Source organism: Nostocoides veronense, from assembly GCF_039531185.1.
GTDB lineage: Bacteria > Actinomycetota > Actinomycetes > Actinomycetales > Dermatophilaceae > Nostocoides_A > Nostocoides_A veronense.
Genome location: NZ_BAAAPO010000015.1, coordinates 120,608 through 137,211 on the forward strand (window position 1 = coordinate 120,608; position 16,604 = coordinate 137,211).

The following is a 16,604-nucleotide window of genomic DNA, read 5'->3' on the forward strand; positions in this document are numbered from 1 at the left end:
CTCTATTGCCAATCAACTGCATGGGGGCATGGAACCCTGTAATGCTCTACGTGCGGCTGCTCTCACCCTTCGAGAGGCCGGACCTGACGGGTCAGCGACGTGGGCGGCGTTCATCATTAGTGGAGTCTGATGACTGGTGAGTGTAGTCCGTACCTGGACATCGATTCCTAGGATTAGGTCATCTCAGGTATGAGAGTCCAAGCGTGGTCTCAGTTTGCCTCGGAGGCCTCATCGGGACGCAGCCGATGTCTGTGGGAACCTGCTCGCCGGCGCGGGGCACGTCGGGCGCAGCGATTTGAACCTGGTGCTATGCATCATCGGCCCCCCACTTCCACCACGTCAGGCTCGGTCCGCCGATCAGCCCGAGAGTAAGGTGCGAATGGCCCGGTGAAGCAACCGCTGACCAGGCCCAACAACCGCGTCGGGCGTCGCGCCTGCTGATGACGGCTCGTCTAGCATGCTGTCGGCATCGAACTCATGCTCGCGATCTCTTTCGCAGACAGTCTCGGTCAGAGCTTGCGGAGGGTTTGTTCGGTGAGCCGGGCGACGAGGTGGGCGAAGGTAAGGCCGGTGGCGTTGGGGTCGGTGCCGTCGAAGACGGTGCCCATCGCTGCGGGGAAGGTCGTGTTCCAGTCGGTGGGTCGGTCGATGCCGGCCGAGGGGACCAGGAGGCTGAGGTCGTCGATCCCGGCGGCTACTTGCATGGCGCGGGCGTCCTGTGGAGCGGGGAGGTCCTGCATTTGCCCGTCGGACAGAAGGGCGAGCGCGGTCCGGCAGCCGCTGGCGGGGAGGCTGCCGATCCCGTTTATGACAGGGCTGAGCGCGGTGCCGTCGCTCATGTTCGCAGGAGTTCCCGTCGTCATCGTCGAGGCGTTGGCCGGTGCGGGTCGCCGGTTCCAGGCAATGGATCCGGCGAAACTCAAGACGCCGATTTCGTCGTCGGGGCGCAGGTTGGTGGGCGCCCAGGTGAGGAATTGGTTGACGGCGGCCTGCTCGGCGGCCGCGTACTGAGTCATCGACCCGGAGACGTCGCCGGCGAGGATCAGCCGCAAGCATTGGGGTCCGCGGGGTCCGGTGAGGGCGACCTGATCGATCGCGGAGGGGTCGGTGAGTCGGGATATGGCAGCGGGGATGGTCGCCCACAAGAGGATCGCGAGGGCGAGGATGGCGATGACAAGGCGCCGCAGGCTGGGACCCAATGGACGCAGCCATGTTCCAGGGGTGAGTGGGTGGCCGAAACCTAGTCCGGTGGCCATTGGGGTTCCTTTCTTCCGCCGGGCGTTTTGTCTTCGACGGTTTCCCCCTGCTGTTTCGTGACGACGGCCCGCGCCGCCGGGGTCGCCTTCTTGTGGCCATCCTTCGCTGGTGAGATCGAGCGGCTCGGCATCGAGGTTGATGGCGACCTGCTGGCGCAGACCTGCGCGGGCACCCCCGTCGCCTCGGCTGCTGCGGAGATTGCCGCCGAGCCGTCCCTGGCCCGGGAGGTGGCGGGCATCCGGCTGCCTCGACTGCAGCGCAGCAATCTGATGCTGATGCTCTTCATCACGCAGGCGATCCAATTGGTGCTCGTCGCGTTGGTGGTCTTCGGCTTCTTCTGCCTCTTCGGCTCACTCGTCATTCGCCCCTCGGTGATCGAGGCCTGGACGGGCTCGCCGCCGCAGTACACGGGTCCGCTGCACCTGCTCAGCGACGAACTCTTTGCGGTCGCGGTCTTTCTCTCGGGCTTCGCCGGGCTCTATTTCACCGTCCAAGCCGTCATCGACCAGAACTACCGCCGCGAGTTCTTCCACCACATCGAGGACGACCTCCAGCGGGCGATCGGCGTGCGCAAGGTTTATACCGCGCTGCGGATGCACCTTGCCGAGGCGCCTTCCGCCCCCCAGGCATCGGCCGAGGAGGCTTAGCTCGAGGGTGGGACGACGACCACGCCGCGCGCCGTCGTGGCGACGATTGGCGGATCGAGCAGGTCGGCGGCCGACTCGCCGCGGCTGGGATTGCCCCGGGCGATCACCCGCACCTCGAAGTCCATTTCACGGCTGCGCGAGCCGACCCGCACCATTCGGGCGCTGATCTCGATGCAGTCGCCCGCACGCACCGGGGCTCGGAATTGCACATCGCTATAGGACGCGAAGAGGCCCTCGTCGCCGTCGGTGCGGATGCACATTTCGGTCGCCACATCGCCGAAAGCGGCCAGTGAGTACGCCCCGTCGACGAGATTGCCGGCATAGTGCGCGTGGCTGTAGGGGACGTAGCGGCGGTGGAGAACCTCCATGCCGACCTGCGCCGAACTCATGCTGTCCTCGCCTTCGTAGGGGTGGGGGTGACGCGCGTGGTCGGGTCGACCAGGGCGTGGACGAGGTATGACGCCACTTCACCCGGTGTGGTGCCGCGCCCGAAAATCCGGTCGACCCCGAGGCCGCCGGCCGCGCCCTCCTCGAAGCGCGGGCCGCCGACGATCAGATGCGGCACCTGCCCGGCCGGGAAGGCCTCCCGGAAGGCAGCGCTCATCGCGCTCGTATTGTGCAGATGAGCGTCCTTTTGGGTGACGACTTGCGAGACGAGAACTGCATCCGCCTTCAGGTCGTATGCCGTGTTGACCAGTTCCGGGATGCTCACCTGCGCGCCGAGATTGTGGACTGCCATCTCGCGGTAGTACTCCAGACCCTTCTCGCCGGCGAAGCCCTTGATATTGAGGATCGCGTCGATGCCGACGGTGTGCGCATCGGTGCCGATGCAGGCGCCGACGACCACGAGTTTGCGGCGCAGGTGCTTCTTGATCGCGGTGTTGACCTCCTTGGAGGAGAGCAACTCGTATTCACGCTCGACGATCTCGAACTCGCGGATGTCGACCAGATGCTTGACCGGGCCATAGACCACGAAGAAGGTGAAATCGGGCCCGATGGCTTTGGCGTGCACCAGCAGCGCCGGCTCGATGCCCATCTGCATCGCCAGGCGCACAGCGGCGCCCTCGGCCCGCTTGTCGTGGGGCAGGGGCAAGGTGAAGGAGACCTGGACCATCCCGTCGCCGGTCGTATCGCCATACGGCCGCACGATCGGGCCGTGACCCGTCGACGGCGGCTCGGCCAAACTCAGCTCGCCGGGTTGGGCGTTCTCCCGCCGGCGGCGGGCCTCGTGGGCGTCGCGCGCGCTCATCGGGTGCTCCCTTCCTCGAGCAAGTCGGTGGCCGGGTTGAGATAGCCCGGCCCCTTGGCGACGACGCCATCGAGGCCCTTGCCCTTGGTCGGCGGTCGCTTCATCGCTCCGAAGGTGCCATCGGCGATGGCCGCGAGCAACGGCGGTCCGCTGGCCCGGTCGCTGTCCCCCACGATCCGTTCCAAGAGGCCGATGGACTCGCCGAGCACCTCGCGAGCTCGCGTCTGGATGAAACCATCGCGCGGCGGATGGAAGTCTTCGGTCAACCCGCCCGCGGCGTTGAGGACATAGCGGACATTCTGCAGAGCCAGGTCGCGGTCCGAAATCCACGGTGTGACAACGGCTTCGGTCATCATCCCGACGAGCAGGATGCCTTGGCCGGTCATCGCGCCGACAAGATTGAAGAAGCCGTCGAGCAGATAGCCGCGGAAGATATCGCCGGTCATGTGCTTGGTCGGCGGCATCCACTTCAGGGGCGCCTTTGGGAAGAGCGTGCGGGCCAGCAGCGCGTGGGCTAGTTCGAGGCGGAAGCTGTCGGGCACGTCCGGGTTGATCTCAAAGGCGTGCCCAAGGCCGAGCTGCCAGTCGTGCAGGCCGGCTTCCTTGGCGAAATATTCGTTGAGCAGTTGGCTCACGGTCACGGTGTGCGCGGCCTCGACGGCATCGGCCGTGGTGAGGTAGTTGTCCTCGCCGGTATTGATGATGATCCCCGCGCGCGCGTGGATCTGACGTGAAAAGCGTTGGTCCACAAAGGTTCTGATGGGGTTGATATCGCGGAACAAGATGCCGTACATCGAGTCGTTGAGCATCATGTCCAGTCGCTCGAGCCCGGCGAGGGTGGCGATCTCCGGCATGCACAGGCCGCTCGCGTAGTTCGTCAGGCGGATGTAGCGACCCAACTCCTTGCTCGTCTCATCGAGCGCGGCCCGCATCAGCCGGAAGTTCTCCTGCGTCGCGTAGGTCCCGGCATACCCCTCCCGCGTCGCGCCCTCGGGGACGAAATCGAGCAGGCTCTGACCGGTGCTGCGGATCACCGCGATGATGTCGGCGCCCTCGCGCGCGGCGGCCTGCGCCTGGGGGATGTCCTCATAGATGTCGCCGGTCGCGACGATCAGATAAATCCACGGCTTCTGCTTCGGATCACCATGGCGCGCAATGAGTTTGTCGCGCCGTGCGCGCTGTGCGTCGATGGTGCGTATGCCGCGGGCGACTGCCGAGCGTGCCGCCTTGCCCGCCGTGGCGGCTTCTTTGCCCTCCGGAATCCGGAAGTCGACCGCTCCCCCGGCCGCCTTCTGGGCCAGCGTGGCGAGGTCAGGTGCAACGCCCCGACGCAGCGCATCCCACACCGGCAGCGAGACGCCATACCCCAGCCCGGTCTGGGCTCGCACCGCGTCGACGAGGTGGTTGACCCACGGCACGAGTTCGTGATCGGCGCCGCTCAGCCCGGCGAGCCGCAGCGTCGCCCGCTCCACGGACACGGTCGTATGCCGTTTGGCCAGGTTGACCACCGGCCGTCCGGCCGTGCGCGCCAGTGCGCGAGCCTGCTTAACCTGAGCCGGGTCCAACTTCAGGACGCTCCGTTGCCGCATAACCACGCGCCCATGCTAGCGAAACCCGCAAGCCTTCCAGGCATGGACCGAATTGGCCGCAAAGGCACGCGCGAAAGCGCCTCGCGGCCGAAAAGTATGCCGTGGGCTGTCCATCCGGGCTGACGTCGGACCGCAGGTGTCACGTGAGAGATAGCGGGGTTATCACCCTGCTTTCGCTCACGTGAGTGCCGGAGAACTGCCGTGGCGTGATGTTGTCCAGATCACCTTCCGTAGGAGAGGGTTGTCAGTATGCCGAGCCAGGACTACGAGCAGGACACCTCCACCCGCTTCGGGCCGCTTCGGATCAAGGCCCGCGGCCGCGCGGTGATGAGCAATCCGACGACCAATCGCGGCACCGCCTTCACCATCGAGCAGCGCAAGGCGCTCGGCCTCATCGGCTTGGTCCCCTCGCAGGTGACCAACCTGGAAAACCAGGTGCGGCGGGTCTATGAGCAGTACACGCGAACCACCACACGGCTCGGCAAGTACCTCCACCTCGCCGGTGTCCGCGATCGCAACGAGGTGCTCTTCTATCGGCTGCTCACGAGCAACCTGGAGGAGATGCTGCCGATCGTCTACACCCCCACCATCGGTGAGGCGATCGAGCGGTTCAGTCACGAATTCTCCCGCCCGAGAGGCGTTTTCCTCTCGATCGATCACCCGGAGGCGATGGCGGACGCCTTCCATAATTTCGGTCTCGGACCCGACGAGGTCGACCTCGTCGTCGTCACGGACAGCGAAGGCATCCTCGGCATCGGTGACCAGGGCATCGGCGGGATTCAGATCGCTGTGGGGAAGCTCTCGGTCTACACAGCCGCGGCGGGGATCCACCCGCGCCGCGCCATACCCGTGGTCCTGGACGTGGGCACCGACAATCTCGGGCTGCTGTCCAGCGAGATGTATCTCGGCGAGCGGCACGCCCGGGTGCGCGGGGAGAAGTACGACGAATTCCTCGACCTCTTCGTGCATACGGTCAAGGAGATGTTCCCGAATGCGATGTTGCATTGGGAGGACTTCGGGACCACCAATGCGCACCGGATGTTGACGAAATATCGCGACGAAATCTGCACCTTCAATGACGACATTCAGGGCACGGCTGCCGTCGTGCTGGCGGCAATTCTCGCGGCCGTCGACGTGACCGGGCTGGCGCTCGACGACCACAAGGTGTGCGTCTTCGGCGCCGGGAGCGCGGGCGTCGGGATCGCCAATCTCGTCCGCGACGCGATGCTGCGCACGGGGGCCTCGGAGACCGAGGAAGAGGCCTACTCCCGGTTCTATGCGATCGGCATCAACGGGTTGTATGTCGATGACCAGCCGGAATTGCTGCCCTTCCAGCGGCCATATGCCCGCCGCCGCCCCGAGGTCGAGCATTGGGCCGTTGCGGACCCGAACCACATCACCCTCGAAGACGTCATCCGCAACGCCAAGCCGACGATTCTCATCGGGACCTCGACGCGGGGCGGGGCCTTCAGTCGGCCCATCGTCGAGGAGATGGCCTCCTATTGCGCGCGGCCGATCATCTTCCCGCTCTCCAATCCGACGAGCCGGGCCGAGGCGACGCCGGCGGACCTGCTGACGTGGACCGATGGCCGGGCGTTGGTCGCCACCGGTAGCCCCTTCGGGCCGGTGGACTATGACGGCATCCGCTATCAGATCGCCCAAGCCAATAACGCGCTGATCTTCCCTGGCCTTGGCCTCGGCGTGGCCACCTGCCGTGCCGAGCGCGTCACCGAGGGCATGATCGCGGCGGCGGCCGAGGCGTTGGCCAGCATGGTCAACGCCTACCGGCAAGGCGCCCCGCTGCTGCCGACGATGAGCGATCTGCGGATGGTGTCGGCCACCGTCGCCGTCGCTGTCGCCAAGCAGGCCGAGCGGGAGGGCCTGGCGCGCGAGCCGCTGACCGACCCGATCCAGCAGATCTACAACCGCATGTGGCAGCCGGTCTATCCACCGGTCGAAGCCATCTGAGCACTTCCAGACTTCCTCACGACAGGAGCACCATGACCTTGCAGGGCATCGACTATCTCGCCGACTCAGGGCGTTATGACACGGGTATGCCGTACCGCCGGGTCGGCCGGTCCGGTTTGCTCTTGCCGGCGATCAGTTTGGGTCTGTGGCACAACTTCGGCGATGACGTGCCGATGGAACGGCAGCGCGCGACCCTGCGGCGCGCTTTCGATCTCGGCGTCACGCACTTCGATCTCGCGAACAATTACGGCCCGCCCTATGGCAGTGCCGAGCGCAACTTTGGGGTGCACTTCGCGCACGATTTCAAGCCCTATCGCGATGAGCTGATCATCTCTTCCAAGGCCGGCTACGACATGTGGCCTGGGCCGTATGGACAGGGCGGCGGCTCCCGCAAGTACCTCATCTCCTCGTGCGATCAGTCCCTGAAGCGGATGGGCCTGGACTATGTCGACATCTTCTACAGCCACCGCTTCGACCCCGACACCCCGCTCGAGGAGACGATGGGGGCGCTGGACCAGATCGTCCGCTCGGGCCGGGCGCTGTATGCCGGGATCTCGTCATACAGCGGAGCGAAGACCGCCGAGGCGGTGCGCATCCTTCAGGACCTCGGGACTCCCCTCCTGATCCACCAGCCGTCCTACTCGATGCTGAACCGATGGGTCGAGGAGGACTTGCTGGACGTTCTCGGCGACACGGGGGTCGGCTGCATTGCCTTCAGCCCGCTGGCTCAGGGCATGCTGACGAGCAAATACCTCAAGGGCATTCCCGCGGATTCCCGTGCAGCACAAGACAAGTCGCTGAGCGAAGGACTGCTGACCGAAACGGCGATCAAGCACATCGCGGCGTTGAACCGGATTGCCAAGAAGCGCGGCCAGACGCTGGCGCAGATGGCGATCGCCTGGGTGCTGCGCGACGAGCGCGTGACCTCCGCCCTCATCGGGGCGTCATCGGTGAAACAACTGGAGGACAGCGTCGGGGCCGTCACGAACCTGGACTTCACCGACGCCGAACTGAAAAGCATCGACAAGCACGCCGTGGACTCCGGCATCAACCTCTGGGCGGCATCCTCCGCCACCTGAGCCGCCGCGCACACCACCCACGGTGGGTGTGCGCGACAACGACTCAGCCCTGAGATCACGCCCGCAGCGCCGGTGGGGGTCTGAGCGCTCTCGGTGCGCACCTCGGGCAGGCGGCCGGGCACGGTGATCGCGGCCCGGGCCACCTCCGGGGGCACATAGCCGGTGCGCAGCACGTCGGCGCGGCGCCTCGGCAAGACCGATCGGGCGTCGTTCCATCTGGCCAGCACACCACAGCTGGAGCAGCCAGGGTCAGTCCTCTAAGCGCGCCTCGAAGAGGGCGCGGACGGCCGGGTTGGCGCTTGCCTGGACCGGGCAGGTCGTGGTCGAGCTCGATGACCACCACGACTCCGACAAGATCAACGCCGGCTCGCGGCCGACGCCGGCTACCGCGGCACCTTCGCCCACGAGGCGCAGGATTCGCTCGACGAGCTGCGCACCACGTTAGACCGCAAGGCGCACACGGCCGCCATGGAGCGGTGCCTGACCGGCCTGCTGCGCGCCGAGCCCGACCGCGACGTCGAGTCGCTGGGCTCGGTGACCCTGGCCGAGCTCCCGCCCGGACCGCACACCGACGCGCTCCTGAGGCGCCGGGACACCATCGGACTGCCCCTCGATCCGGATGCCCTCGTCCTCGTCGACCACGATGGGGTGCCGCCGGACGACGTACCCCTCGCCGTGCGGCGGGCCCGGTCCACGCGCATCTCGATCGACGGCAACGCGCACTTCTGCCGCGGCCTGCTTCGGACCCGATACCCCGGGTCCGAGGACGATCAGGTCCACCGCCCGGACGGCGCGGAGCGTGCCGACCAGGCCTACGACCCCACCTTCATCCCCCTCACCTCCCTGCGAAAGGACCCCCTGTCATGAGCACGATGCGAGCCGTTCAGGTCGTCGGCTACCACCAGAACCCCGAGATGCGCGAGGTCGACGTCCCCGAGGTCTCGGGACCGTTCGACGTCATCGTGCGGATCGGCGGCGCCGGCGTGTGCCGCACTGACCTTCACATCCTCGAAGGGCAGTGGGCGGACAAGACCGGCGTCGCGCTGCCATACACGATCGGCCACGAGAACGCCGGCTGGGTGCACGCCGTCGGCTCCGCGGTCACGAACGTCCGCGAGGGCGACAAGGTGATCGTGCACCCGCACATCACCTGCGGCTTGTGCCGCGCCTGCCGCACCGGAGACGACGTCCACTGCGAGAACAGCCAGTTCCCCGGCGTCGACACGAACGGAGGGTACGCCGAGTACCTCCGCACGTCGGCGCGCAGCGTCGTGCTCATCGACGACGAGCTCGAGCCGGCCGATGTGGCCGCCCTGGCCGACGCCGGGCTGACGGCATACCACGCAGCGGCGAAGGCGGCGAAGCGGCTGACGCCCCGGGACACCTGCGTCGTCATCGGCGCCGGAGGCCTCGGCCACATCGGCATTCAGATCATGAAGGCGCTGTCGCCCGCGAAGCTGGTGGTGGTCGACCGAAACCCGGAGGCGCTCAAGCTCGCTCTGGACCTCGGCGCCGACCACGGGGTGGTGGCCGCGGGCAACCAGGTCGAGGAGGTCCTCGAGATCACCCGCGGCTCAGGGGCGGAGGTGGTGCTCGACTTCGTCGGCGAAGGCGGCTCGACCAGCGAAGGCATCGTGATGACACGTGCGGCCGGCGACTACCACGTCGTGGGCTACGGCGAGAACGTCAACGTCCCCACGATCGACCTGATCTCGGCTGAGAAGAACGTGATCGGCAACCTCGTCGGGTCGTACAACGATCTGTGTGACCTCATGGCCCTCGCCGCTCGGGGCTTGGTCACCCTGCACACGCAGAAGTACGCCCTGGACGACTTCCAGTCCGCGATCTCGGATCTCGACGCCGGCCGCGTGCGCGGTCGCGCGATCCTCATCCCCTGACAAGGAGCACGAGCATGTCGCCCGGCCCGCTGCTATCGATCGTCGTCGGGGCGGCGTTCGGTATTCTCTCGCAGAAGGTCGGCGGGCTCGTTAAGTCCTCGATCTACGCCTGCGCGCAGACCGCCACGACGCCCGACGCCATCCCCGCAACCTGAGGAGACACACCTTGATCTTCATCACCGCCAAGTTCCCCGTCCGTCCCGAGCACGCCGACGCCTGGCCCGAGATCTCCCGTGCCTTCACCGAGGCCACGCGCGCCGAGGAGGGCTGCCTGTGGTTTGAATGGTCGCGCAGCCTGGACGACAGCAACGAATACGTCCTCGTCGAGGCGTTCCGCGACGGCGATGCCGGTGGCGCGCACGTCAACAGCGACCACTTCAAGGCCGCCCAGGCCGAGCTGCCGCCCTACCTCTCCGCGACGCCGAAGGTCGTCAGCCAGTCCGTCGACCAGGACGACTGGAGTGAGCTTGGCGAGATGCGGGTCGACTGACCCTCCACCTTCCGGGTGCGCTGGCTGAGGGTTAGCTCCGCCTGCGCCGCCGAAATCGCCGGACGACTCGTATAGGCCACCGGCCAGATCGTCGCGTTGTCCTCCACGGTGGTCCTTCGCGCCGACCACGTCGAAGTCGGGCGTCGTGCCGCTTACCACCGAGTCGGAGTTGAGGGTCGGGTGGGTGCCGGCCAGCGCGGCGGGTGCCAACCGGCTCGGCACCACGTGGTGGGTGAGCAGGTGGGTCAGCGTCGTCTTGTCGGCCAGCACCTTGTCGAGGTCGGCCTTCGGGATCTTGTCGAAAGCGGAGTTCGACGGCGCGAACACGGTGATGTTCTTGCTGTTGTTGAGGGTGTCGACGAGGCCGGCCTTCTTCACAGCGGCGACGAGGGTGCTCAGCAGCGGGTTGTTGCTGGCGGCGGTGGCGACCGGCTCCTTGGCCATGCCGGCGAAGGACCCCTTGCCATCGGCCGGGACGCTCGCGCAGCCCGGGCCGAACCGGGCGTCGGTCATCGTGTCGGACGATGACCCGCCGGCGCGGCACCGAGGTCGGAGGACCGGAAGACCGCCTTGCCCATCGCCATCGAACGCGTCACCGTGGCCGAGTGGCCGGGCATCGCCAGCTCGTAGGAGCGGGCGTCGGCCGCGGCGCTCACCTGCGCCACCACCGTCTGCTGCGACGGCGGTGCGATCTGCTGCTGGACGGCCACCGTGGTGACCCCGATGACGGCGGCTGCAGCGGCCGCGATGAACCAGGGCAGCCGACGGCGGGCGGCGAGTTCGTCGCGCGGTTGGTCGGTGTGCTTCTTCGCGGCGTGCTCGTCCTCGAGCGACGCAACGGTGGGCTCCTGCGGCGGCAGCGGACGGATCTGGTGGGCCTGTGCCAGCACCGAGTCGCGCAGGCTCGGCGGCGGCGCCGGCGTCTCGACCTGTGCACCGAGCCCGGCCGCGGCGTCGCGCAGACCGTCCAGTTCGGGCAGGTGCTCGGGGTGCTCCAACAGGTAGTTCTCGACCCGCGTCCGCTCGTCGTCGGTGACGGCGTCGACCGCGTAGGCGGCCAGCAGTTGGTAGGTGTCGTCGGTCATCGCTCGACTCCCATCGTGTCGCGCAGGCGGATCAACCCGTCCCGGATTCTGGTCTTGGCGGTGCCGAGTGGCAGGTCGAGCAACTGCCCCACCTCGGTGTGCGTGTACCCGCCGAGGTAGGCCAGCTCGACCGCCTCTCGTTGGGTGTCGGTCAGTTGCTGCAGCGCCTTGCGCACCCGGTGCGCCTCGAGGCTGCGATGCGCGTCCTCCGCGGTGACGTCGTACGGACGCGGACGGGTGCGTTGCTCGAACAGGTCGTCGCGCCGGTCCGCGGCGGCCGCACTGCGCACCCGGTCGACGGCGCGGCGGTGAGTGATCGTCATCAACCAGGCGATCGCGCTGCCGCGGCGCGAGTCGAAGCGGGCGCTGGTGCGCCAGATCTCCAGGTAGGCCTCTTGGGTGACTCCTCGGCGTGCGCCGGGTTGCGCAGCACCCGCAACGCCAGGCCGTACAGCCGGGCACTGGTCGCGTCGTACAGCCGGGCGAACGCGTCCTGCTCGCCGCGGGCACACCGCGCGAGCAACTCCTCCAGACCGCCCCCGGCGCCCCGGCAAGACCGATCGGGCGTCGTTCCATCTGGCCAGCACACCACAGCTGGAGCAGCCAGGGTCAGTCCTCTAAGCGCACCTCGAAGAGGGCGCGGACGGCCGGGTTGGCGCGCAGCAGATCCAGGGCGTATGCCGCGTGGCCCGGCACATAGCCATTGCCGACCAGCATCGTGACATCGGCTGCGAGCCCCTCCGCGCCCAGCGCGGCCGCCGCGAAGTTGGTGGCCATCGAGAAGAAGATGACCGTGCCGCCCTCGGCCGTCGCGAGGATCGCGGGCTGCTCGCACCCGGGCACATCCACGCAGACCACGGTGACATCGGCGGGCCCGCCGACCGAATCGATCGCATCGAATAGCCCGAGTGGTGAGCGAGCGTCGGCGATGACGACAGCGTCGGCCAGCCCCCCGCCGGTCAGTTGCCCGGCCTCGGTCAAGCGATCCGCCTCCGCCTGGAATGGCACGACCGCGATCCGTCGGCCTGCACCGGCATCCGCGGCAGCGGCGAGAGCCAGCGAGCCGGACTTCCCGGCACCCCCGAGGACGAGGACCGACGGGGCGTGGCCGCGGTCCGCATACGAGGACACCACGCGGCGCACGAGGGCGGGCGCACCGCAGACATCCATGACCATCAGCGCGAGTTCGGGTGACAGATCGTCGGGGAGCTTCGCCGCGATCGAGCGGCCGAAGAGGATGGCGTGACCGGCGGCCGGAACCCGCTCGCTGCGGCCGTCCCAGCGGGTGAGGCCGTCGGTGATCACCAGCGGGGTGAGCGAGAGGGACACCAGCGTCGCAACCCGGTCCCTCACCGCCAGGCCGAGCGACGATTCGGGCCCTACCTCCTCGACCGTCCCGATCAGCATCCCACCCGAGCCGGTCACCGGATTCTGCATCTTGCCCCGGGTGGCGATGATGTCCAGAACCGTGGAGCGCAGGGCGTCGGCGTCCAGTTCGCCCTCAGCGGTGCGATGCCTCTCAGAGAGCTGGCGGTAGGACGCCGCGTCCAGGTTGAGAGTCTCCACGGCGATCCGCACCTCATCCGGCCAGAGCGCAGGCCGCGCGTCGAGGCGGCGGGCAGCCTGCGGCAGACTCTCGCCGGCCGGCTCCAGGACGCGGTGCAGGCCGACGGGAGAGGACGCCACCGCGGCATCGTTCGACACGAGAAATTCTCCTTATACGAGGGCATAACGCAACAACTCTTGCGCCGGCTATTCGCTGAAACCGCAATCCTTGTCTATCCTGTCACGCATGACAGCGCACGTCGAGCAGCCTTACGCGTACCTCCAGCGCGAGCTGGTCGAGCCGGACTGGACCCGTTTCCCCGGTTGGCGCGAGATCACCAGCACCCAGTGGGCCGATGCGCAGTGGCAGCGCGTCAATTGCGTGAAGAACCTCAAGCAGTTGCGCGAGGTCATGGGAGACCTGCTGACCGAGGACTTCTATGCCGACCTCGAGCGCGACCAAGCCGAGCGGGCCACGATGTCGATGCTCGTCCCGCCACAAATGATCAACACCATGGTCCCGGCGACGCAGGCCCCCATGCCGGCGGCCGGGGCGGCATACACCGCCGCCTTCCTCGCCGACCCGATCCGGCGCTACATGCTGCCGGTCTTCAGCGACCGGCGCACGGACTGGCCGAGCCATCCGCACGCCACCCGCGACAGCCTGCACGAGCACGAGATGTGGGCGGTCGAGGGCCTGACGCACCGCTACCCCACCAAGGTGCTGGCCGAGATGCTGCCGACCTGTCCGCAATATTGCGGTCACTGCACGCGCATGGACCTGGTGGGCAACTCCACCCCCCAGGTCGCCAAGCTCAAGCTCGCCGGCAAGCCCGTGGACCGGTATGCCGCGATGCTCGACTACCTCCAGCGCACGCCCTCGGTCCGAGATGTCGTCGTCTCCGGAGGCGATGTCGCGAATATGCCGTGGAAGAACCTCGAAGGCTTCCTCGACAACCTGCTCCGGGTGGAGAACATCCGCGACATCCGCCTGGCGACCAAGGCTCTGATGGGCCTGCCGCAGCACTGGCTGCAACCCGATGTCGTCGAGGGTGTCGGCCGGATCGCCACGAAGGCCCGCGAGCGCGGGGTGTCGCTGGCCATCCACACGCACGTCAACAATGCCGCCTCGGTCACACCGCTGGTCGCCGATGCCGCCAAGGCGATGCTCGCGGCCGGCGTGCGCGATGTCCGCAACCAGGGCGTACTGATGCGCGGCGTCAACGACAGCGCCGACCAATTGCTCGACCTGAGCTTCTCGCTGCTCGACGGCGCGATGATCACGCCGTACTACTTCTATATGTGCGACATGATCCCGTTTTCGGAGCACTGGCGGATGTCGCTGCACGAGGCTCAGGAGTTGCAGCACGCCATCATGGGCTACCTGCCCGGCTTCGCCACGCCCCGCATCGTCTGCGATGTGCCCTTCGTCGGCAAGCGGTGGGTGCACCAGGTCGACTCGTATGACCGTGAACTCGGAATGTCGTTCTGGCGCAAGAACTATCGGACCTCCATCGAGGCGGCGGACACCGAGGCGCTCTCGCGCGACTATGTCTACTACGACCCGATCTACACCCTGCCCGAGTCCGGTCAGGACTGGTGGCGCGCCCGCGGTGACGCCGATGCCGACCACGCTCTCGCCATGGAGCGCGCAGCGGCCTCTCGCGAGGCTGCGGCACTCGCCGTCGGCTGAGCATCGCTGCGGACGGGCCTGTCCCGGCGGGCTTTAGGCTCGTGGGTATGCCGCCTCGCCACTCCTCCGGGACCCCGGCCACGGTGGTCCTGACCGCGGCCGGGATCGCCTTCACGGAGCACAGCTACGCGCACGACCCGGGCGCGGCGTCATACGGCCTGGAGGCGGCGCAGGCCCTCGGGCTCCCACCGGAGCAGGTCTTCAAGACCCTGCTGGTCGACCTCGACGGCGGTCGAGACAAGGTGGCCGTTGGGATCGTGCCCGTGGACGCGCATCTCGACCTCAAGGCGATGGCCGCCGCGTGCGGCGCGAAGCGCGCGACGATGGCGGATCCCGTTGTCGCGCAACGCCTTACCGGCTATGTCGTCGGCGGCATCTCCCCCATCGCGCAGAAGCGGCCACTCCCGACCGTCCTGGACGCGAGCGCCTCGGCATACGAGCAGATCTATGTCTCGGGCGGCAGGCGCGGCTTCGACATCGGCCTGGCCCCGAGCGACCTGCTCGCGGTCACCGGCGGGCGCAGCGCGGCCATCGCCCGCTGAACCGCGCTCACTCCCAGGGCGTCGACAACACGATGGTGGTGCGGGTGGAGACGCTGGCGGCGCTGCGGATCCGGCTGATCAGTTCCTCCAACTCCCCCGGGGTGCCGACGCGGACCTTGAGCAGGTAGTTCGCTTCGCCGGCGACCGAATGACAGGCTTCGATCTCGGGCAGTCCGCGCAGCCGGTCGGGGATGTCGTCCGGCGCCGAGGCGTCGAAGGGCGTGATCGCGACGAAGGCGGTCAGCGGCGCGCCGAGCTGGTCGTGGGCGACGCGCGCGGCATACCCCAGCAGCACCTCCCGCTCCTCCAGCCGGCGCACCCGCTGGTGGACCGCAGAGGTCGACAGACCCACGGCCTTGCCCAGGTCGGTGAAACTCATCCGGCCGTCCTGGCGCAGCAACTCGACAAGTTTGCGGTCGACATCCTCCACGCAGGCAAGCTTTGTCGTCCGGGGCCGTCAGCGCAATCGGAATGCCGGACTTTGGGCATGATGGGCCGTATGACGCCGCCTCGCCTGATGTTGCTCGACTCCGCGAGCTTGTACTTCCGGGCCTTCTTCGGCGTTCCGGACGACCGCGACGATCCGTCCACGACGCCGACCAATGCCGTGCGCGGCTTCCTCGACTTCATCGCCACCCTCGTGCGCGAGCACCAGCCGACGCACTTGATCGCGTGCTGGGACAATGACTGGCGCCCCGCCTTCCGGGTCGAGGCGATCCCGAGCTACAAGACGCACCGGGTCGCCGAGGGCGCGGTCGTCGAGGAAGAGGTGCCGGACGCGCTGGCCCCGCAGGTGCCGATCATCGAGGACGCCCTCGCGGCGCTGGGCATCACGCGCCTGGGAGCCGACGGCTTCGAGGCCGATGACGCGATCGGCACCCTCTTCGCGCGGCACAAGGGGTCGATGCCGATCGATGTCGTGACCGGGGATCGCGACCTCTTCCAGCTCGTCGACGATGCGGCCCAGGTGCGGGTGCTCTATACGGCCCGCGGCGGGGTGCGCAATCCCGATCTGGTGGACCAGGCCTTCCTCGCCGAGAAGTATGGCGTCTCCTCGGGTGAGCAGTATGCCGATATGGCCGTCCTGCGCGGCGACACCAGTGACGGCCTGCCGGGGGTCGCCGGGATCGGCGAGAAGACGGCCGCGAAGCTCATCACGACCTATGGCTCGCTCGCCGCCCTGCGGGAGGCGATCGACTCCGGCGACCCGGCCATCAAGGGGGCGCAGCGGCGCAATTTGGAGGCCGGCTCCGCCTATCTCGACGTCGGGCCGCTCGTGGTCCGGGTCGCGCACGACGCGCCCGTCCCGGAGGAGGACGGCGCGCTGCCCACCGAGATCGCTGATCTGGCCCGGATGTCCTTCCTCGCCTCGGAGTACGGCCTGACCTCGCCGATCAATCGCGTCATCGACGCCCTCGGGCTCGGTGGTGAGTGAGGGCTGAACCGCTGCCTGGCCCGGCCGCTCGCGGTCGAGACCGGAGAACACGCCGACGCTGCGCCGGGTCGTTCGGCATATTTCCCGATCTCGTCGCTGCCACGGATGCGGCGATCCGGGCGCTGGT

18 protein-coding genes and 1 pseudogene are annotated in these 16,604 nt (G+C 67.8%); 9 read left to right on the forward strand and 10 right to left on the reverse strand.

Going from position 1 to position 16,604, the window contains the following annotated elements; translation table 11 throughout:
* Nucleotides 1-509: 509 nt before the first annotated feature.
* On the reverse strand, nucleotides 510-1,256 hold the full coding sequence (locus ABD225_RS04425) for a vWA domain-containing protein (protein WP_344081863.1): 747 nt from the start codon (nucleotides 1,254-1,256) through the stop codon (nucleotides 510-512).
* A 57-nt stretch (nucleotides 1,257-1,313) separates the two neighbouring features.
* Here ABD225_RS04425 and ABD225_RS04430 point away from each other — a divergent pair, with 57 nt between their 5' ends.
* Nucleotides 1,314-1,904, forward strand: a complete 591-nt coding sequence (locus ABD225_RS04430) for a hypothetical protein (protein WP_344081866.1) — start codon at nucleotides 1,314-1,316, stop codon at nucleotides 1,902-1,904.
* On the opposite strand, the gene kal is transcribed toward ABD225_RS04430, so the two are convergent.
* From kal to kamD, 3 genes are read right to left on the reverse strand one after another with little or no spacing between them, the layout of a single operon-like run.
* Nucleotides 1,901-2,293: a 3-aminobutyryl-CoA ammonia lyase gene (gene kal / locus ABD225_RS04435; protein WP_344081869.1), complete on the reverse strand. Its 393-nt coding sequence runs from the start codon at nucleotides 2,291-2,293 to the stop codon at nucleotides 1,901-1,903. The genes ABD225_RS04430 and kal overlap by 4 nt on opposite strands.
* Nucleotides 2,290-3,153 carry a lysine 5,6-aminomutase subunit beta gene (gene kamE, locus ABD225_RS04440; RefSeq protein ID WP_344081872.1) on the reverse strand — a complete coding sequence of 288 codons (864 nt, stop codon included), beginning with the start codon at nucleotides 3,151-3,153 and terminating at the stop codon, nucleotides 2,290-2,292. Before kamE ends, kal begins: the two co-directional genes overlap by 4 nt.
* The gene (gene kamD, locus ABD225_RS04445) at nucleotides 3,150-4,742 is read right to left on the reverse strand and encodes a lysine 5,6-aminomutase subunit alpha (RefSeq protein WP_344082022.1); all 1,593 of its coding nucleotides are present in this window, start codon (nucleotides 4,740-4,742) and stop codon (nucleotides 3,150-3,152) included. Before kamD ends, kamE begins: the two co-directional genes overlap by 4 nt.
* A 249-nt stretch (nucleotides 4,743-4,991) precedes the next feature.
* On the opposite strand from kamD, the gene ABD225_RS04450 reads away from it, so the two are divergent.
* Together ABD225_RS04450 and mgrA are read left to right on the forward strand one after the other, a co-directional pair.
* Nucleotides 4,992-6,710: an NAD-dependent malic enzyme gene (locus ABD225_RS04450; protein WP_344081875.1), complete on the forward strand. Its 1,719-nt coding sequence runs from the start codon at nucleotides 4,992-4,994 to the stop codon at nucleotides 6,708-6,710.
* A 32-nt stretch (nucleotides 6,711-6,742) separates the two neighbouring features.
* Nucleotides 6,743-7,789 (forward strand): L-glyceraldehyde 3-phosphate reductase, encoded by a 1,047-nt coding sequence (mgrA, locus tag ABD225_RS04455; protein ID WP_344081878.1) that lies wholly within the window; start codon nucleotides 6,743-6,745, stop codon nucleotides 7,787-7,789.
* A gap of 249 nt (nucleotides 7,790-8,038) precedes the next feature.
* Here mgrA and ABD225_RS04460 read toward each other — a convergent pair whose 3' ends face one another.
* Entirely contained in the window at nucleotides 8,039-8,194 is a 156-nt protein-coding gene (locus ABD225_RS04460) for a hypothetical protein (RefSeq protein WP_344081881.1), read from the reverse strand.
* Between the two features lie 63 nt (nucleotides 8,195-8,257).
* On the opposite strand from ABD225_RS04460, the gene ABD225_RS04465 reads away from it, so the two are divergent.
* From ABD225_RS04465 to ABD225_RS04475, 3 genes are all read left to right on the forward strand, one after another.
* Nucleotides 8,258-8,656 (forward strand): hypothetical protein, encoded by a 399-nt coding sequence (locus tag ABD225_RS04465; protein WP_344081884.1) that lies wholly within the window; start codon nucleotides 8,258-8,260, stop codon nucleotides 8,654-8,656.
* Nucleotides 8,653-9,687 (forward strand): NAD(P)-dependent alcohol dehydrogenase, encoded by a 1,035-nt coding sequence (locus ABD225_RS04470; protein WP_344081887.1) that lies wholly within the window; start codon nucleotides 8,653-8,655, stop codon nucleotides 9,685-9,687. The genes ABD225_RS04465 and ABD225_RS04470 overlap by 4 nt, the downstream gene beginning before the upstream one ends.
* Before the next feature lie 166 nt (nucleotides 9,688-9,853).
* A complete protein-coding gene (locus ABD225_RS04475) occupies nucleotides 9,854-10,177 on the forward strand; it encodes a putative quinol monooxygenase (protein WP_048543660.1) in 324 nt (107 codons plus the stop codon).
* 177 nt (nucleotides 10,178-10,354) lie between these two features.
* Here ABD225_RS04475 and ABD225_RS04480 read toward each other — a convergent pair.
* The 4 genes and pseudogenes from ABD225_RS04480 to kdd form a co-directional block, all read right to left on the reverse strand.
* Nucleotides 10,355-10,690, reverse strand: a pseudogene (locus ABD225_RS04480) (fasciclin domain-containing protein); the annotation flags it as partial.
* Nucleotides 10,687-11,262 carry an anti-sigma factor gene (locus ABD225_RS04485; protein ID WP_344081889.1) on the reverse strand — a complete coding sequence of 192 codons (576 nt, stop codon included), beginning with the start codon at nucleotides 11,260-11,262 and terminating at the stop codon, nucleotides 10,687-10,689. The pseudogene ABD225_RS04480 and the gene ABD225_RS04485, both read right to left, overlap by 4 nt.
* Nucleotides 11,259-11,849 carry a sigma-70 family RNA polymerase sigma factor gene (locus ABD225_RS04490; RefSeq protein ID WP_344081891.1) on the reverse strand — a complete coding sequence of 197 codons (591 nt, stop codon included), beginning with the start codon at nucleotides 11,847-11,849 and terminating at the stop codon, nucleotides 11,259-11,261. The genes ABD225_RS04485 and ABD225_RS04490 overlap by 4 nt, the downstream gene beginning before the upstream one ends.
* Nucleotides 11,850-11,871: 22 nt before the next feature.
* Nucleotides 11,872-12,966, reverse strand: coding sequence for an L-erythro-3,5-diaminohexanoate dehydrogenase (gene kdd / locus ABD225_RS04495; RefSeq protein ID WP_344081894.1), 1,095 nt, complete (start codon nucleotides 12,964-12,966; stop codon nucleotides 11,872-11,874).
* 88 nt (nucleotides 12,967-13,054) lie between these two features.
* On the opposite strand from kdd, the gene ABD225_RS04500 reads away from it, so the two are divergent.
* Nucleotides 13,055-14,500 (forward strand): KamA family radical SAM protein, encoded by a 1,446-nt coding sequence (locus ABD225_RS04500; RefSeq protein WP_344081897.1) that lies wholly within the window; start codon nucleotides 13,055-13,057, stop codon nucleotides 14,498-14,500.
* Nucleotides 14,501-14,547: 47 nt separating this feature from the next.
* Nucleotides 14,548-15,042, forward strand: a complete 495-nt coding sequence (gene ybaK, locus ABD225_RS04505; RefSeq protein WP_344081899.1) for a Cys-tRNA(Pro) deacylase — start codon at nucleotides 14,548-14,550, stop codon at nucleotides 15,040-15,042.
* Between the two features lie 7 nt (nucleotides 15,043-15,049).
* Here the strand turns inward: ybaK and ABD225_RS04510 are convergent, their stop codons facing one another.
* Nucleotides 15,050-15,472 (reverse strand): Lrp/AsnC family transcriptional regulator, encoded by a 423-nt coding sequence (locus ABD225_RS04510; RefSeq protein ID WP_344081901.1) that lies wholly within the window; start codon nucleotides 15,470-15,472, stop codon nucleotides 15,050-15,052.
* 69 nt (nucleotides 15,473-15,541) lie between these two features.
* Here ABD225_RS04510 and ABD225_RS04515 point away from each other — a divergent pair, with 69 nt between their 5' ends.
* The gene (locus ABD225_RS04515) at nucleotides 15,542-16,477 is read left to right on the forward strand and encodes a 5'-3' exonuclease (protein ID WP_344081903.1); all 936 of its coding nucleotides are present in this window, start codon (nucleotides 15,542-15,544) and stop codon (nucleotides 16,475-16,477) included.
* The last annotated feature ends 127 nt before the right edge of the window (nucleotides 16,478-16,604 follow it).

Bases quoted from the DNA above. Each gene is read 5' to 3' on its own strand.
- ABD225_RS04425 (WP_344081863.1), bottom strand. From the start codon at position 1,256: ATGGCCACCGGACTAGGTTTCGGCCACCCACTCACCCCTGGAACATGG.
- kal (WP_344081869.1), bottom strand. From the start codon at position 2,293: ATGAGTTCGGCGCAGGTCGGCATGGAGGTTCTCCACCGCCGCTACGTC.
- kamE (WP_344081872.1), bottom strand. From the start codon at position 3,153: ATGAGCGCGCGCGACGCCCACGAGGCCCGCCGCCGGCGGGAGAACGCC.
- kamD (WP_344082022.1), bottom strand. From the start codon at position 4,742: ATGCGGCAACGGAGCGTCCTGAAGTTGGACCCGGCTCAGGTTAAGCAG.
- ABD225_RS04450 (WP_344081875.1), top strand. From the start codon at position 4,992: ATGCCGAGCCAGGACTACGAGCAGGACACCTCCACCCGCTTCGGGCCG.
- mgrA (WP_344081878.1), top strand. From the start codon at position 6,743: ATGACCTTGCAGGGCATCGACTATCTCGCCGACTCAGGGCGTTATGAC.
- ABD225_RS04465 (WP_344081884.1), top strand. From the start codon at position 8,258: ATGGAGCGGTGCCTGACCGGCCTGCTGCGCGCCGAGCCCGACCGCGAC.
- ABD225_RS04470 (WP_344081887.1), top strand. From the start codon at position 8,653: ATGAGCACGATGCGAGCCGTTCAGGTCGTCGGCTACCACCAGAACCCC.
- ABD225_RS04485 (WP_344081889.1), bottom strand. From the start codon at position 11,262: ATGACCGACGACACCTACCAACTGCTGGCCGCCTACGCGGTCGACGCC.
- ABD225_RS04500 (WP_344081897.1), top strand. From the start codon at position 13,055: ATGACAGCGCACGTCGAGCAGCCTTACGCGTACCTCCAGCGCGAGCTG.
- ybaK (WP_344081899.1), top strand. From the start codon at position 14,548: ATGCCGCCTCGCCACTCCTCCGGGACCCCGGCCACGGTGGTCCTGACC.
- ABD225_RS04515 (WP_344081903.1), top strand. From the start codon at position 15,542: ATGACGCCGCCTCGCCTGATGTTGCTCGACTCCGCGAGCTTGTACTTC.